Origin of the sequence: Paenibacillus sp. 1_12 (assembly GCF_900114475.1) — a bacterium.
GTDB lineage: Bacteria > Bacillota > Bacilli > Paenibacillales > NBRC-103111 > Paenibacillus_S.
Genome location: NZ_FOTE01000002.1, coordinates 1 through 15445 on the forward strand (window position 1 = coordinate 1; position 15445 = coordinate 15445).

The following is a 15445-nucleotide window of genomic DNA, read 5'->3' on the forward strand; positions in this document are numbered from 1 at the left end:
TTCTTTCATTCTCCACTTCTAAGGGATATGAAATCCTGCGAACAAGCGAGCATACGTAAGAAAATCTCATCATTCTGAGGGAGGAATGAAAGGGCATCGACCCGTCGAGAAATGGGAGTGAAAGCCTCCGGAGGTATGTGGAGCAGCGTGCAACAGAGCAGTAAAAAAGGAGCGAAAACTCGCCCCTTCTGTTCCCGCATGCGCTTCGGTTGCCGAATTTGACGGTACATCCCCTCTTCTATCCGGGTAGCGTTTTATTCTTTGGAGAGATCCTGCGAATAAGCGAGCATTCGTGAGAAAACTACATTTTACCGAGGGAGTTTAACAAGAAATAATTGCTTTATTCACTTACAAAGATTTCGATTCTTTCTTTCCCTCTCCCAATGTTATTACGCTTCAACTTAATTTCTCCAACTTCGCCTGTATTCTTCAAGTGAGTTCCACCGCAGGGAACCTTTGAAAATCCTTCAATTTCCCAATATCTTCTTCCATTTCCTTCGTCACTGAAGGCACTAATGATGTCGAAATTTGCCTCAATGATCTCACGGGATTCTTTCTCGATCAAAGGAAATGATTTTGAAATATTCTCGTGCCATACAAAATCTATTCGGGCTTTATCTTGAGCGATATGAGCGCCTGTTTTCTCGATACCTTTCAAATGTTTATAAGCTAATTCTAATACAACCTCCGCTGCAAAGTGTAGTCTCATAAGTCTGTAACGACGATCCCAATCTACGCTCATCGTCACTTGATCACCAACTTTTAAGTCATGCCCTTCTTCTACTGTATAAATGATTTCATGACCATCTTTTTTTGCTTGATGTACGGAATACCCATGAATCAATCCTGTATCACTTTCTTGCCCTCCAGAGAAAGCATAAAAGATGGTTCGTTCCACTGTAATGTCATTGCCATTTACACTGGCTATGCGAGTATCTATTTCTGTTGCATATGGGTTTGTCCAAAATACTTTTTCAACCATATCAGCACCTCCTTATCACATCATGAATTACATATCCGTTTTACTATTCTGGATAATGCATGACAACTTGTAGGGTGACATCATCATCTGTGTCATTTATATATTTGTGTGTAACGTTTCCTTCAAACTGTATAGCACCTCCTGTAGGCAGGGTGTACTCGTCATCCCTAACTCTGATTTTAAATTCCCCTTTAATAACAGTAATGTACTCTTGGACACCCTCGTTGTGGGGTGTGGAAACATAGTTTCCTTTAGGTTTTAATACAATTGTGAAAATTTCAATTTGAGTTTGCGGATTGAATGGAAATAATAAATAGACTAGACAGTTCCCGTTATCCTCCGTTATATCTGGTACTTCTTTGGGATTAACGATTGCTATTGTAGATTCGTCGTCTTTAATTAGGGCTGAAAAAGAAATATGAAGTCCCGTAGCAATTTTCCAAACGGTGGTTACTGTTGGCTGTGTGTCCCCTCGCTCGATTTGATGCAGCATACCTTTGCTAACCCCAGTTAAATCTGCCACTTTATCTAAACTTAACTGTCTTTGCTTTCTCACACGTTGCAAGTTGTGTCCTATCCTGATGTGAATAGCATCCAAGAAATGACCCCCTTCTGTATAGTATATTATACAAAAATAATAATATAGAAAACAAATAGGACTGTAGTTACTCTAAAGTGCCCGTTACTTTAATAAATAAAAGAAGAGCTACCCAAAGCAAGCCCCCTCAACTATCGTTCCCAGTTGGCGGAATGACATCAAAATTCAACATAAAATGGATGATGTTCTTCATTTAAAGCAAACTCAATTCTCTGCCTGAAATTTCTCCAAGTCACCATGTTTTTTTTGCCATAAAAGTCCTATTCGATTCGACACGATTCGTACCATAATTGAGGGAAAAGTCCTATTGAATCGTAAGACTGGAAAAGGAATAATCAAATTAAAACAGGAGGTTTTTTCCATGCGGATGTACAGGAGTTGGATATCCGGCTTACTGGGAATATCCATGTGCTTCGGGTGCCTGATTATACCCGTCTCAGCTGAAATCAAGCTTGATCCTTCAACGATACTAACTCCGAGCTCCATTATCCAGTTCCCCATTATCAAAGATTTGATTATTTTCCAAAACTCCAGCGACGTTCAGTTGAAATGGAAAGCTCCGACGCTCGCTAGCCGATATATGGGCGCTCCAGCAATAGGACCGGATCAGACAATCTACTTGGGACATACGTTTAGTTTTCTTGGCTCTGTATCATACGTGTCTGCCTTTAAATCCGATGGGACGAAAATGTGGAGCTACGTGCTAAAAGACATTCTTTTAACACCACCTATCGTTGGGCCGGACGGCACGATTTATGTCAGTAATGCACACGATAATCCGGGTGAGTTGATCGCCATTCGTCCGGATGGAACGAAGAAATGGGCATTCGCAGCTGGGGATCAGATTAGATCAACTCCTGCTATCGGATCAGATGGCATCCTGTATGCGGCGTCCCGTGATGGCATCCTCCATGCTCTGAATCCTCAGAACGGATCCGAGATCTGGTTGTACGATATGGAGGTTAGAGGTCAAGCCTCCCTAGCCACGGCTCCTGACGGGACTATATATGCGGCCAACGGCACTTCATCCCTGTATGCGATCAAGCCCAACGGAACGAGAAAATGGACATACCAAGCCGGCGGGATTGTGAGCTCTGCTCCCGCTGTAGGACCAGACGGTACGATCTTCGTTGGATCGACCGATCACAACTTATACGCCATCCTGCCTAACGGGGAGCTCAAATGGAAGTTTGATCAAGGGAGCAACGTCTTCGCTCCATCTGTCGCGCAGAATGGCGACGTCTATGTAGGGTCAGAGAACTCCAAACTGAACGTTATTCGTTCTGACGGCAGTCTAAAGTGGCAGTTTGCCGCAGGCGGCTCCGTTGCCCCACCCGTGCTGGCGCCGAATGGGCTGGTCTACACCCACTCCTCTTCCAATAAGGCAATCTATGCGCTTAACCCAGATGGCGCCATTCAATGGCAATATAGATTCGTAACAGACGACACGCAACCCCTCTCAGTCGGAAATGACGGCACCTTGTATGATGTATCCACTAACTTTCCTGATAACTTTGACGTCAAAGACATGGAACATACTTATGTGATGTACATGTATGCCCTCAAGGTACCTGTCAAGACGATGACCTTGGATCAAACTTCTCTAGCCCTAACTGAGGGGCAGACAAGCAAGCTTACGACTTCTTTTACGCCAAGCTATGCATCCAATTCCACCGTCACGTGGAAAAGCAGCAATCCGAACATAGCTTCCGTGGATGATAAGGGCAACGTGAGTGCCCACATATCCGGTACGGTAACCGTTACGGCAACTTCTGGAGACGGTCCCGTAGCACAGTGCAAGATTACCGTCACAGCTCGAACGGTCACGACAACCGAAGTAAGCAGTGTTGTCCTGAACAAAACTGCACTATTCCTTCGTACCGGAGATAGCGTCTCTCTCATGGCTAAAGTAATTCCGGATAACGCTACGAATCAGAATGTGACATGGGTAAGCAGCAACCCGGGAGCAGCTACTGTGAACCTTAATGGAAAAGTAACCGCACTCTCCCCAGGTTCGACAGACATTACAGTCACCACACAGGACGGCAACTTTATTGCCAGGAGCAAGGTAGTCGTCACGGCAGGAACTTCCGCAGACTCCGGCCCGTTCACTGACATCAAAGGAAATTGGGCGACTCCTGAGATACTGCGCGCTTATGAGTTAAAAGTGGCCAGCGGCTACCCAGACTTCACGTTTCAGCCGAATGCGAACATTACTCGATCAGAATTCACTGTTATGCTAATGAATGGGTTGAAGTCGGCGTTTGAAGGTGCGGGTCTCACGTTCACCGATACGGGTCAGATTCAAGACTGGGCGGCCAAGTCCGTTAAACAAGCCGTGAAGCTTGGCATTATTAGCGGATACCCTGATGGTTCCTTCCGTCCCACTGCGAACATTACCCATGAGGAGATGATGTCTATGGTAGTAAAAGGACTGGGCATAACGCTCACTCCCGGTGCGACGACTGATTATGCCGACGATGCCGATATTCCCGATTGGGCCAAACCTGCTGCCTCGATCTCCGGTAAGAACAATCTGCTTGGCGGTACGACTGGAAACAACTTTGCACCCTCAACATTGGCTACCCGTGCCGAGGCTGTAACCGCCATCGTCAGGATGCTCGATATTAGACTTTGATGTTTTCCTACACCATTAGGTAGCCCCACAAAGTGGCGCAGACCTCAAGAACATATATCCATCGCGGCCCCCAAGCTCCGGCGCGCTGCAAACGCAAGCCAAGATGAATAGATGAGATTTTCTTCTGCAGTTGGTGACCGTTCACCTTAATAGATCGGTTCACTCTCATATCCCAGACGTGACGAAGTGGACAACATCCGCGACCAATCCCATTTGTTGAGGGGTGACCGGGAATCCGTTGATCGCTTCGCGAACGGCAAGCAAGTCATTTACCAAGAACCGTACGGTAAGGGCGTTCTGGCGGCATTATACGGAGCGCTCGGAGATGCGGACAAACAGCAAGCTCACAAGCTCGGCATCACCATTGAAGGGCTACCGCTTCAGAAATTCTTCTCTTACTTAATTGAAGGAGGTCAGCGAATTGAATAAAACGACTGTATTAATGAAGGCATCCTTCCTTTAGCTTAGGCTGTATCTGTGGATTGTTCTGTGCATCCTCGCTGTCAGCGTCATTACCAATTTGATCATAAGTTTTGCAATGAGATCCGGCGAAAATTCTTCGCCGTCAGCCGCGAATCTGATTACGCTATTCTTGATCTTTGTATTAGGCAGTGTTCTGCCTGTAAGCTTCTTCAAAAGGGTGATTAATTTAGGCGCAACCCGTAAAGAGTATTATCTCAGCATTTTGTTGGTATACACGCTATGGGCAGCCTTATTCGCTGTGCTTAACATCGTATGGTTCCAGCTTAAACTGAACTTGATCCGGAATTATGAACATACGTTTAATATTCTCGAAATATTCAACTGGGATCAATTTGGTATTGCCGGTATGTTCATATACCAGTTTGGCGCATACCTGTTTCTGTTAGCGCTCTTGAACCTATTATTTTCCGGACTTCACCACCCCGTGGGCAGGGTGATCTGGGCAGCCTTCATTGCGGCGATCCCCGTTTTCACCTCAATCGCGCAGCTTCGACATAAACTCGCCGACGGGTTACTGACGCTGCTCTTCTACGATTCTCTTCTGCAAGGATTCGGATTGACATTCATCATCGCCTGTCTGCTCCTATTGGGCGGTTGGTGGTTTACAGCTAGACGCACCTTGATTTGAGACGGACTTTAACCCTATCTCAAATCGAAATGATGATTGAAATAAAATGATTAAAAATGTCCCGAACGAAGTAAGGAAGTCATATCTCTTTTGGATGACCGCATTCGTCGCTGGCGTTTTTGAAATGATCATTGACGTTATCTCCTCCTTATCCGGCAAGACGTCGTCCGTTGGAGGCCTTGTGATCCAAGTGCTCATAAGAACATTAATCTTTGGTGCACTAACCTTCATTATTATGAAGAGGTATCGTGGGGAGAATTGGGCCTGAATCGCTTTAACCATCCTTCTTGGCGGAATCGGGACACTGTCTTTGGTCATCGATCCCATCAAGTAGCTTCTGGAAGGCAACTCTTTGAGCACGATGTTTGACGGGGTCGAATTTACGTCGGTCCTGTTCGCCGCAAGCAGAGTGGTGTATTTGGCAGCCGTATTTGCAGCCTTGATCTACATGTCATTTTAAACACAAAGAACCCGGAAAGTGGCACTTTTTCAGAGTGTTTACTTCCCGGGTCAACGTTCACCATAAACTATGGCGCTGCTCTATTTTCTTCTAGCCATTCTTTCAACTACAAACCTACACTGCTGCCTCCGCACGATCCCGTTTGATCTGCATGAGGCAATCTTCAAAACTACCAATCACGAGCTTCACAGGAACACCAAGCATTAAGTTAATCGGCATACCGAGATTTTCAATATGCAGACCTTCTTTATCCACGTATCTCCCATTATCTCCAGGATGAACGCCGCCCCAGTACAAAGCGACTTTTTCCCACATCGGAACATCAGCGTCCACATACCCATACAGCTTTTTACCTAAAGCACAAGCATACCCTACTTCAAACACGGTTCCTGAATCAGGCTCAGCTCCGCGAAAACAGTTTAAATTGGCGGCTATGATATCTGCCTCTTCAATTAATTTAATATTGGCATGAAAGATTTCGGAGGCAATTTCCTGTTTGCTCCGGCCTGGCTCCTTGCTAATCACGTTATCCTTAGGATACACACCAACAAAACCATGCTCTGCACAAGCAGCTTTCAGGTTGGCTCCAATCTCTAATGCATTTGGATAAAAAACCTCAAAGCCTGCTAGATAGATCGAATTACCCATTGCAAACACCCCGCAACTTGTTGATATTAGCCCTGAATAAGTAAAGGAACAACCTTGCCTGCATTCACATCGATAAGGCCCAAATCTGTTATTTTCAAAGCCGGACTCACCGGTAAGGAGTGTGTACTGATCGACATAATCGGATTATAATGTTGGTAACCTAGCGATTCCATCGCCTTAGTAAGCTGATTGACCTCCGCTGCCGTTTGCTCCAACGGTTCCTCCGTTAAAATCCCACCTACAGGAAGGTGCAGATTAGCCAGCACGGTGCCATTATCAACCACACAGAATCCACCCTGATTCTTAATAACCTCATTGGCTGCAAGCATCATGTCCAGCGGATTATGCCCGACGACCAACAGGTTGTGATTATCATGAGAATAGGTAGTCGCTATGGCTCCACGCTTGATCGTATCCCCGCCGATTAAACCATATCCTCGGTTCCCGTTTTTCCCATAACGCTCAAAGGTAGCAATCAGTCCATATGGACTTTCCTCCCAATTCAGCTGGTCACCTTGAACATCCACCTCACCATGATGCTCCTTGGTAAAGGTTGAGCCGTCTTGAACCATCATCACTCGACATTCATAACGACCATCTGCTGCTTTAACGCTGACAGCGAAGTCTTGTTCGGTTAATAAGGGAAGTTTGACACTTTCGTAATAGTGTGCCGGGAATGAGTGCTTACTAGGTTTGGGCAGGTAAGCTTCGTGAATGTCATATACTTTTTGTCCTTTTTTGTACACCTGATCCATCGTCATGCTCTGCAGATCCGATACGAGCAGAAAATCGGCGATTTTGCCAGGAGCAACGGCTCCACGATCATGCATTCTCATTCTTCGGGCAGGTGTAAAGGTACTCGCGTAGATCGCTTTCTCCGGGTCCATTCCCATCCCTATTGCCTTGCGGACCAGGTGATTCAGATGGCCCCGACGCTGAAAGGAATCCGCCATCACATCATCAGTTACAAAACAAAAATGCTCTGATACGTCATTACGGATCAAATAGTCCATAACTTCATCGGTCATTGACTTCTCCTGAATTTCAATAAACATCCCAGCACTAATTCGCGCTTCCATGCCTTCGATTGTTTGGTGGGTATGGTCCGAATCAACGCCGGCATAGATGACCCTGTGCAGATCCAAATCCAGCAGCTTGGGACAATGTCCCTCTATAATCAAGTCCGGGTATTGACGGCGAATATGCTCCAGAATATGGTTGGTTTTGCAGTCTGGATTGGTAATAATATCCACATAATTCATGATTTCGCCCAGGCATATGATTTTTTCCGTTTGCAGCAGCTCATCGAGATCGGCAATTTCGATCGACCCACCAGAGGTTTCCAATGAAGTAGCAGGCACCGAGCTTGGAACCGCATAGAACATATCTGCGACACATTCCTCACTTGCCCTCAGCATCTCCTTGACCCCTTCAAGACCAAATACATTCGCGATCTCATGCGGCTCTGGTACGATCGTCGTCACTCCGTTACGAATCAATCCATAGGAGAAGGTTGCCGGTGTTACCATCGTGCTTTCGATGTGAAGATGAATATCGATCAAACCGGGAAGCAAGTAACGGTCCTCACCCTTGACGATCTCGGCGGCTTCGAACGTCTCCTGTCCTCGGTTACCTATATAGAGAAAACGGCCGTCAAGCACTGCTACATTGCCCTTGACCATTCTTTTCGTATAACTGTTAAATATCTGGACCTGCTCTATAAGTAAATCTACATACATATGTGCACCTCCTGCTGCGTTAATCGACAATAACTAATTTTTCAGATGGAAACGAAAGCTGAACCCGGGATCCATTCCCGTATGGCTCCTCCATTTCCTTATTGACCATAAAATCACCCAGCTCCGTCTTCACGACATACTGATAGCTCCGTCCGAGAAAGGTGCTCACTGTGACAATACCCGATACCATATTGGTTGCTTCTCCGTTAGCACGCTCTGCAGCTATTTGATTAAGCGACGTATTCGTTTCCGTTGTAATGAGAATGTCCTCGGGACGGATGGCGATTTTGCGGCCCGTTGTATCTTGGGTTCCCCGATGTCTAAGCACCCGGAACTCATAGTCGCTTTCCTTCAACACGATCTCTTCGTCATGGTCAATCCGTTGACTAAAAGCAATAAAATTGCTGAATCCAATGAATCGGGCGACAAATTCAGTCCTTGGATATTTAAATATAGTCGCAGGACGATCCAATTGCTCGATTACCCCATTGTTCATAATGGCTACCTGATCCGAGATCGAGAAGCATTCCTCCTGATCATGCGATACATAAACAGTGGTAATGCCCAATTCCTGTTGAATCCGACGAATTTCTACCCGCATATGAGTCCGCAGATTGGCATCCAGATTGCTGAGCGGCTCATCGAACAATAACAAATCAGGCTCAATAACGAGTGCCCGCGCGATCGCTACCCGCTGTTTTTGACCACCGGATAATTCCTTCGGAAACCGTTTCTCAAAACCGTTCAAGCTAACAACTTCCAGAATCCGGCCTACACGCTTGCTGATTTCGGACTCCTGTACTTTTCTGAGGCGCAATCCGAATGCAACATTTTCGAAAACAGACAGATGCGGAAACAAGGCATAACTTTGAAAAACGAAGCCAAAGTTACGTTTGTTAACCGGAACCCGTGTATAATCCTTCCCGTCAAACGTAAACTTGCCATGACTGGCCTCCAAAAAACCAGCGATCAAACGCAAGGTAGTCGTTTTTCCGCAACCGCTTGGACCGAGCAATGAGATAAACTGCCCTTTTTCAATATTTAAATTAAAATCACGTAAAATATAATGCTGATGATTATACGCAACCGACACATTTTCCAAAGCCAGCAATGTCATGAGTGAAAAACCCCCGTTATCGTTTTGTAAAGTAGCTTAAACCCAGAAGTCTTTCAATAAGGAATAATAAAACTATGGTCAAGATCATAAGCAATACAGAAATCGCGGCAAGGGTCGGATCAAAATGATTTTCCAAATATGATAACATCTGAATGGGGAACGTACTGACTCCCGGTCCTGTCATAAAGACGGATATTTCGACATTATTGAAGGAATCCAGAAAAGCGATAATGATCGCAGCCAAAATACCTGACTTGATATTAGGCAGCACCACAATAAAAAAGGTTTTCAAACGATTGGCTCCCAGACTTAATGCAGCTTCTTCAATTGAAAAATCAAAATTGGACAAACTCGAAGCGATAACACGAATCGTAAATGGAAGCATAATAACCGTATGCCCGATAAACAGCGCAGTCATCATAGGCAACTGGTAAGCGACAATCAAATATTTAAGCATTGTAAAACCCATTACGATTCCGGGTATCAATATCGGAGAAATAAATAAGGAGTTCCATGCTTCTTTCCCTTTAAAATCGAACCGGCTTAACGCATATGCAGCAGGTATGCCGATCAGCAGCGCCAACAGATTACCTACCAAGGAAACGATGATCGAGATTTTGAACGTATCCATAAACATCGATTGTTTAAAAATATTTTCGTACCATTTCAAGGAAAATCCCTGCGGAGGAAATTTCATAATCGTCCCAGGCTCAAATGAGGTAGCGGCGATAATCAGCAAAGGACTCAGCAGCAATATGTAAATAAGCAACGTAAATAGGGCAAGCCCTCGATTCTTCTCCTGCATGCCCCTACTACCCCTTCACACTTAATTTAGTCGAAATTTTCGTCATCAAGCCGATAACAATTAAAGTAATCACAATCATGATCGTCGCAACTACCGATGCGGAGTACCAATCATTCAAAGTGATTGCATTTTGATATAAAAAGGTGGAAATGACCCGCTTCTTGCCCCCCAGCACCGATGGTGTTGTATAAGCAGTCATACTTCCCACAAATACCAAGATACTGCCAAGAATCAATCCAGGTATGCTGAGTGGAAAAATAATTTTGCGGAATACGGTAAGTCGGGAAGCCCCCAAGCTTTCTGCCGCTTTAACAAGATCAGGATCGATATTTTCCATCACACCGACCAAAGAAATAATAATCAATGGCAGGAAGAGATGAATCAGTCCGATCATTACTGCAGTAGGTGTATACAATATTTCCAGCGGCTGCTGGATCAGACCGAGTGACATCAGAGAATTGTTAAGCAGCCCTTTTTTACCTAATATAATAATCCAGCTGAACGACCTGACTACCGAGCTTGTGAGCAGCGGAAAAATCGCCAAAGCCAGCATAATCCCCTTCATTCTTGGGCTTTGTCTGGAGATAAAGTAAGCAACTGGAAATCCGATGACAATACACAAAATCGTCGTGACCGTACTGACCTGCATCGTGGTGAGCAAGATATTCAAAAAATATTGATCCTGCAAAAAATGCATATAGCCGTTGAACGTAAAATTCCCCTTTTGAAAAAAAGTTGATCCTATCGTCATGATGATCGGTACGAGCATGAACAGGGTCAGGAATAACAGTCCCGGCAGCATTAATAAATATACGTATTTCTTTTTCACGGAAGCTACCCCCTTTTCCCGGTTCCCTAAGTACGCAGCGTTTGCACAAACAGCCGCAAAAATGCTTCGGCATCTACATCCGTACACACACGGACATTAGGCTCCCGCTTCAATCGGTTTTGAAAATCACAAATCGTTTGCCCGTCACAAAGCTCACTGCGGGTCTCGATGTCTACATAATAAGGTTGAGTCGTCACCAGTTCTGGACGCAAAGCAACACCTACAGCCAACGGATCATGGAGTGCACAGGCTTGAACCTGGTTTCTTTCAAAATATCGTTTCATATAATCAGAAGTACTTTCCTTCACATAATGACCGATCGGGGTATCTCCGAGTTCCGCAATATGCTCGCTACTTAGCAGCGCTTGCCGCGTCACATCCAGCCCTACGAGCGTCAGTAAAGGAAATCCGGCATGAAGAACGACTTTGACAGCTTCGGGATCGACATACATGTTATATTCAGCGACTGGCGTTATATTGCCAAACCCTTTAACCACGCCGCCCATGAAAATGACTTCCTTGACTTCGTGGATCAATTGCGGCCGCTTCATCAAGGCCAACGCCAGATTCGTCATAGGCGCAGTCAAAATCAACGTAATCTCCCCAGGGTAACGCATCACCTGCTCGATGATGTAATCAGGAGCAAACCCTTCCGTAATGGAAGTATGTACGGGCATATCACGGAGCGCTCCGCCAATTCCATCTTTGCCATGAACGGAATGTTCGAAAACAGGAGGTCTCATTAAAGGCTTCTCTGCCCCTCTGACAACGGGAATCTGCTGCTCAACTCCGAGCAGCTGCAAAATTTTGCATGTATTGCTCGTCGCTGTATCGACCGAAACATTGCCATTGACAGTTGTAATCCCTACAATATCCATTTCACCGCTTTTGACTGCAAGGATGATGCCTAAGGCATCATCCACACCGGTATCCACATCAAGGATAACCTTTTTTTTCATTGTGCTCTTCTCTCCCATGCTTCCAGGTTTATTGTGCAAGCTCACGGTTCCAACGGTCAGTCCATTTCTTTAAGTTATCATTAACAAATTTAGCATCTAGCTTGCGCAGCTTGTTAATAACTTCGGCACCGTAGGTTACTCCCTTTGCTTCCTCATCTGTCAATTTCACTTCTTTGTTGGTAGGAGAAGAAATTTTGGCTTTAGCCATTTTTTCTTGTACCTCTTTGCTCAAATACCAGTTAATCAATTCTTCAGCAAGCTGTTTATTTTTAGAGCCTTTTACAACATTGATTGTATTCAAAACCGCATATCCGCCTTCTTGTGGCGTCACAAACTTGGCATCAGGCACACCTGCTTGAAGATCCTTAAAGTAGCTGTCCATGAAAGGACCAGCAGCAATTTCGCCTTGAGCAAACATCGTCACAAAATCAGCAGTCTTTCCGTAATATTTAACGACCGACGGATTCAACTCTTTTAATTTAGCAAATGCCTGATCTTCATTAAAGGTACTGTTTCCAGCAATAAGTGAAGCCGCATCGATCATCATCGGGCCGCTAGTCGTTGTAATACCAGGCAGCGTCAATTTTTTTGCCAATTCCGGACTCCAAAGGTCCTTCCATGATTTAATTTCGGATTTCACCAGCTTCGGATTATAAGCTATTCCCAGTTGGTTTACTGTGTATGCAGGCCCATAATCTGCTCCAAGCGGTGCTTTGGCAATATCATAGAGCTGACTAAGGTTAGGAAGTCGTGCAGGATCGATCTTCTCGACAACACCGGCGTCAATCGCTTGTTGGGTGTAGTAATCAGACAAGAACAGAACATCCACTGCTGAGCTTCCTTGCTGTACCTTATTTAATCGTTCCGCATTATTTCCGATTTCAAACACGACTTTGGCATTAAACTTTTTCTCAAAAGGAACAATAACCTCTTTATTGCTAATATCGTCATTAGACCATGTAGAGACAACCAATTTGGTAGGTTCGCCGCTTGCTGCTGGCGTTCCTGTTGAAGAGGCTGCCGGAGTTCCGCTGCCCGCCTTACCGTCTGTACCACACCCAGCTAAAGCCATTGCCACACAAGTAACTGAAAGCGCACTGCTGATCATTTTTTTCTTCATCTCTAATCTTCACCTATCCCTTTTTTATATTAGTGAGCTATAAAAATAAAAAAGAAAAGTACTCCTGATAGAATAAAAACTTCTAACAAGAACACTTTTCTTTGTAAACAAAGTAAAGCGATATTTGTTGGGAAAAGGGGTTATCTCCTAAGATAGATCAAAAGAGATCGACCGTTTATTCGATTCATTCTAAGCTTGTCTGACAATGATGTTCGTAATCGCCCATTGCGTCTGTGGATCATAATCTCTCAAAACGGCTTCCAAATCCAGCTTCAGCTCTTCTTCAAGCCGCTCTTTTAATTTCTTCTTGTAAATCGAAGACATATAAAAATCGACCTCATACTTAAGATTAGGAGCTTCCCCCTCCAATGCCGCCGAGCGGGGTGAGCGTCGGTGCTTGGCTACAAAAGTAATCAAATTATGATCGAAGGTAACTTTTAACAGCGTGGTTCCAAATCCGAATAGCTCCTTGGATATATCATTATAAATGTGACACAACTGCTTCTTGCCTTCATTAGTATCTAGTGAAAGAATGTGATCACCTTCTATAACGATTATTGCAATTCTCATCAGTCCAAACCTAATGTTAGGTAATGTACCGTTGAATCAGATTTATTCGTTTTGCGTAAGTTAATATTATATGAAGATTGGGTATATATCAAGGTTATTTTCGTTATTTCCTGAAATCGACCTCTCATTTTGGTATTTTCATCCATTTTCGGTGTCTCTATTGTAAAAAATCATTCATTTGGGTTATAATTAGACTACATGCTCGTAAATTACCGAACAATAGGCCGATGAAGAGATTCCAACTCGGAGGCGTTCTCGTCAAGGAGAAGCAGGATTTGAAGTATCCTAAGCTGCTCTCCCTAATTTAACCGGCCCCGCCCGTTATCGCGGAACCAGAGAAGGTCAGACAGCTCAATACTGTCTGGTCAAATTGGGTGGCACCGCGAGAATAACGCTCCTCGTCCCATGGGATGAGGGCGTTTTTTGCATTCTAACTTATAAGGAGCGCGGTGTCATGTTAAATATTCAAACAATCCGGGACAACAAGGAAAGGCTTCAGGAAGTAGCTGATCAAAAAGGAATTAAGGTATCCATCACTCAATTACTCGAATGGGATGATCAGAAACGACAGCTGCTCCAACAGGTGGAACAGCTGCGTCAGCGTAGAAACAAGCACACACAGGAATTTCAATCGCTCGCTCAGAACGGGACAGCTAATGGAATTAACATCGATTCCCCGGAAGCTAGGCAGCTCAAGCAGACGGTAAAGGAAATTAATAACCAACTAACCGGCATGGAGACTAAGCTTGCCGAAGTGGAGCAGCCTTTAAATAGTCTGCTGCTGCTCGTTCCTAATCTAGTGTCACCTGACACACCAACCGGTCGGTCAGACGCAGACAATGTCGAAATTCACGTTCATGGGGTGCCAACGGAATTCGACTTCGAGCATCGTGATCATGTAGCATTAGGTGAGCTTCACGAGATCATCGATCTTCCCCGCGGTGTCAAGACAGCGGGAACTCGCAACTACTATTTAAAAGGAAACGGAGCACTGCTTCATCGCGCCGTACAGCAATTAGCGCTTGACCTGCTCATCCAAAGAGGTTTTACGCTGCTGGAGGTCCCTCTGCTTGTACGCAGCGCATCACTCACCAACACTGGATTTTTCCCGCTCGGAGAAGATCAGACCTACCGGATTGAACATGAAGACAAGTGGCTGGTTGGAACCTCTGAGGTTCCGCTTGTCGCTTATTACGGCAATGAAATTGTGGATGTATCAGAACCAATTCGACTGGCTGCCGTCTCCACCTGCTTCCGTAATGAAGTCGGTTCTTCAGGTAGGGATGTGCATGGTTTATACCGTGTTCATCAATTCGCCAAGGTCGAGCAGGTCATTCTTTGTGAAGCGAATTTGGAGATGGCAGAGGCTCTTTTGCAGGAAATTACGCACAATGCCGAACAATTATTACAGCTGCTAGAGCTGCCTTATCGGGTCATGAGTGTCTGCACCGGCGATATGTCGCAAAAAACGTATAAGCAGTTTGATATCGAAACCTGGATGCCCAGCCGACAGGCTTACGGAGAAACTCACTCATCATCGAGCCTACTCGACTTTCAGACCAGGCGTTCACAGATCCGGTATCGGGATGCTCAAGGGAAGCTTGGTTATTGCTACAGCTTAAACAATACGGCTGTAGCTTCACCTCGGATTCTGATTCCACTGCTGGAAAATCATCAGCAAGAGGACGGCTCGATCTGCATTCCGAAGGCTTTGCAGCCTTATATGAATGGAATGTCCAAACTCGTGCCGAGCAGCTCTGAGTGATCGTAGGCAGCTGCTAACCCTAGTTATGAATAACAGGCTGCGCAGATAATTACTGCTGCTGCCCTTCTAGCAACAAAAAACAGGCTGTGCTGGTAACCTACCAG

At 45.1% G+C, this 15445-nt stretch carries 14 protein-coding genes; 4 read left to right on the forward strand and 10 right to left on the reverse strand.

The features are described from left to right. Positions 1 to 340: 340 nt before the first annotated feature. The gene (locus tag BM210_RS03980; protein WP_091164749.1) at positions 341 to 982 is read right to left on the reverse strand and encodes an alanine--tRNA ligase-related protein; all 642 of its coding nucleotides are present in this window, start codon (positions 980 to 982) and stop codon (positions 341 to 343) included. A 43-nt stretch (positions 983 to 1025) separates the two neighbouring features. Continuing rightward, on the reverse strand, positions 1026 to 1580 hold the full coding sequence (locus tag BM210_RS03985; protein WP_256223238.1) for a helix-turn-helix domain-containing protein: 555 nt from the start codon (positions 1578 to 1580) through the stop codon (positions 1026 to 1028). 361 nt (positions 1581 to 1941) lie between these two features. Here BM210_RS03985 and BM210_RS03995 point away from each other — a divergent pair, with 361 nt between their 5' ends. The 3 genes from BM210_RS03995 to BM210_RS04005 all read left to right on the forward strand — a co-directional run bounded on the left by BM210_RS03995 (position 1942) and on the right by BM210_RS04005 (position 5329). Next, complete coding sequence (locus BM210_RS03995; protein WP_091164750.1) at positions 1942 to 4218, forward strand: S-layer homology domain-containing protein; 2277 nt, start codon at positions 1942 to 1944, stop codon at positions 4216 to 4218. 186 nt (positions 4219 to 4404) lie between these two features. Continuing rightward, on the forward strand, positions 4405 to 4647 hold the full coding sequence (locus BM210_RS04000) for a hypothetical protein (protein ID WP_143100992.1): 243 nt from the start codon (positions 4405 to 4407) through the stop codon (positions 4645 to 4647). A gap of 109 nt (positions 4648 to 4756) precedes the next feature. Next, on the forward strand, positions 4757 to 5329 hold the full coding sequence (locus tag BM210_RS04005; protein ID WP_091164752.1) for a hypothetical protein: 573 nt from the start codon (positions 4757 to 4759) through the stop codon (positions 5327 to 5329). Between the two features lie 574 nt (positions 5330 to 5903). Here BM210_RS04005 and BM210_RS04015 read toward each other — a convergent pair. From BM210_RS04015 to BM210_RS04050, 8 genes are all read right to left on the reverse strand, one after another. Continuing rightward, positions 5904 to 6437 carry a nucleoside 2-deoxyribosyltransferase gene (locus BM210_RS04015; RefSeq protein WP_091164753.1) on the reverse strand — a complete coding sequence of 178 codons (534 nt, stop codon included), beginning with the start codon at positions 6435 to 6437 and terminating at the stop codon, positions 5904 to 5906. A 26-nt stretch (positions 6438 to 6463) separates the two neighbouring features. Beyond that, complete coding sequence (locus BM210_RS04020; RefSeq protein WP_091164754.1) at positions 6464 to 8176, reverse strand: adenine deaminase; 1713 nt, start codon at positions 8174 to 8176, stop codon at positions 6464 to 6466. A 19-nt stretch (positions 8177 to 8195) separates the two neighbouring features. Further along, positions 8196 to 9293: an ABC transporter ATP-binding protein gene (locus tag BM210_RS04025; protein ID WP_091164757.1), complete on the reverse strand. Its 1098-nt coding sequence runs from the start codon at positions 9291 to 9293 to the stop codon at positions 8196 to 8198. A gap of 16 nt (positions 9294 to 9309) precedes the next feature. After that, on the reverse strand, positions 9310 to 10098 hold the full coding sequence (locus BM210_RS04030; RefSeq protein ID WP_091164760.1) for an ABC transporter permease: 789 nt from the start codon (positions 10096 to 10098) through the stop codon (positions 9310 to 9312). Between the two features lie 7 nt (positions 10099 to 10105). Further along, positions 10106 to 10927 carry an ABC transporter permease gene (locus BM210_RS04035; protein ID WP_091164763.1) on the reverse strand — a complete coding sequence of 274 codons (822 nt, stop codon included), beginning with the start codon at positions 10925 to 10927 and terminating at the stop codon, positions 10106 to 10108. 26 nt (positions 10928 to 10953) lie between these two features. Further along, positions 10954 to 11886 (reverse strand): nucleoside hydrolase, encoded by a 933-nt coding sequence (locus tag BM210_RS04040; protein WP_091164766.1) that lies wholly within the window; start codon positions 11884 to 11886, stop codon positions 10954 to 10956. Between the two features lie 28 nt (positions 11887 to 11914). Beyond that, the gene (locus BM210_RS04045; RefSeq protein WP_091164773.1) at positions 11915 to 13006 is read right to left on the reverse strand and encodes an ABC transporter substrate-binding protein; all 1092 of its coding nucleotides are present in this window, start codon (positions 13004 to 13006) and stop codon (positions 11915 to 11917) included. 189 nt (positions 13007 to 13195) lie between these two features. Beyond that, positions 13196 to 13540, reverse strand: coding sequence for a DUF2294 domain-containing protein (locus tag BM210_RS04050; RefSeq protein ID WP_177237688.1), 345 nt, complete (start codon positions 13538 to 13540; stop codon positions 13196 to 13198). Positions 13541 to 14030: 490 nt separating this feature from the next. On the opposite strand from BM210_RS04050, the gene serS reads away from it, so the two are divergent. After that, a complete protein-coding gene (serS, locus tag BM210_RS04055; RefSeq protein WP_091164776.1) occupies positions 14031 to 15341 on the forward strand; it encodes a serine--tRNA ligase in 1311 nt (436 codons plus the stop codon). The last annotated feature ends 104 nt before the right edge of the window (positions 15342 to 15445 follow it).

Coding starts and splice junctions, on each gene's coding strand:
- BM210_RS04025 (WP_091164757.1), bottom strand. CDS start 9,293: ATGACATTGCTGGCTTTGGAAAATGTGTCGGTTGCGTATAATCATCAG.
- BM210_RS03995 (WP_091164750.1), top strand. CDS start 1,942: ATGCGGATGTACAGGAGTTGGATATCCGGCTTACTGGGAATATCCATG.
- BM210_RS04030 (WP_091164760.1), bottom strand. CDS start 10,098: ATGCAGGAGAAGAATCGAGGGCTTGCCCTATTTACGTTGCTTATTTAC.
- BM210_RS04015 (WP_091164753.1), bottom strand. CDS start 6,437: ATGGGTAATTCGATCTATCTAGCAGGCTTTGAGGTTTTTTATCCAAAT.
- BM210_RS04040 (WP_091164766.1), bottom strand. CDS start 11,886: ATGAAAAAAAAGGTTATCCTTGATGTGGATACCGGTGTGGATGATGCC.
- BM210_RS04005 (WP_091164752.1), top strand. CDS start 4,757: ATGAGATCCGGCGAAAATTCTTCGCCGTCAGCCGCGAATCTGATTACG.
- BM210_RS04020 (WP_091164754.1), bottom strand. CDS start 8,176: ATGTATGTAGATTTACTTATAGAGCAGGTCCAGATATTTAACAGTTAT.
- BM210_RS04045 (WP_091164773.1), bottom strand. CDS start 13,006: ATGAAGAAAAAAATGATCAGCAGTGCGCTTTCAGTTACTTGTGTGGCA.
- BM210_RS03980 (WP_091164749.1), bottom strand. CDS start 982: ATGGTTGAAAAAGTATTTTGGACAAACCCATATGCAACAGAAATAGAT.
- serS (WP_091164776.1), top strand. CDS start 14,031: ATGTTAAATATTCAAACAATCCGGGACAACAAGGAAAGGCTTCAGGAA.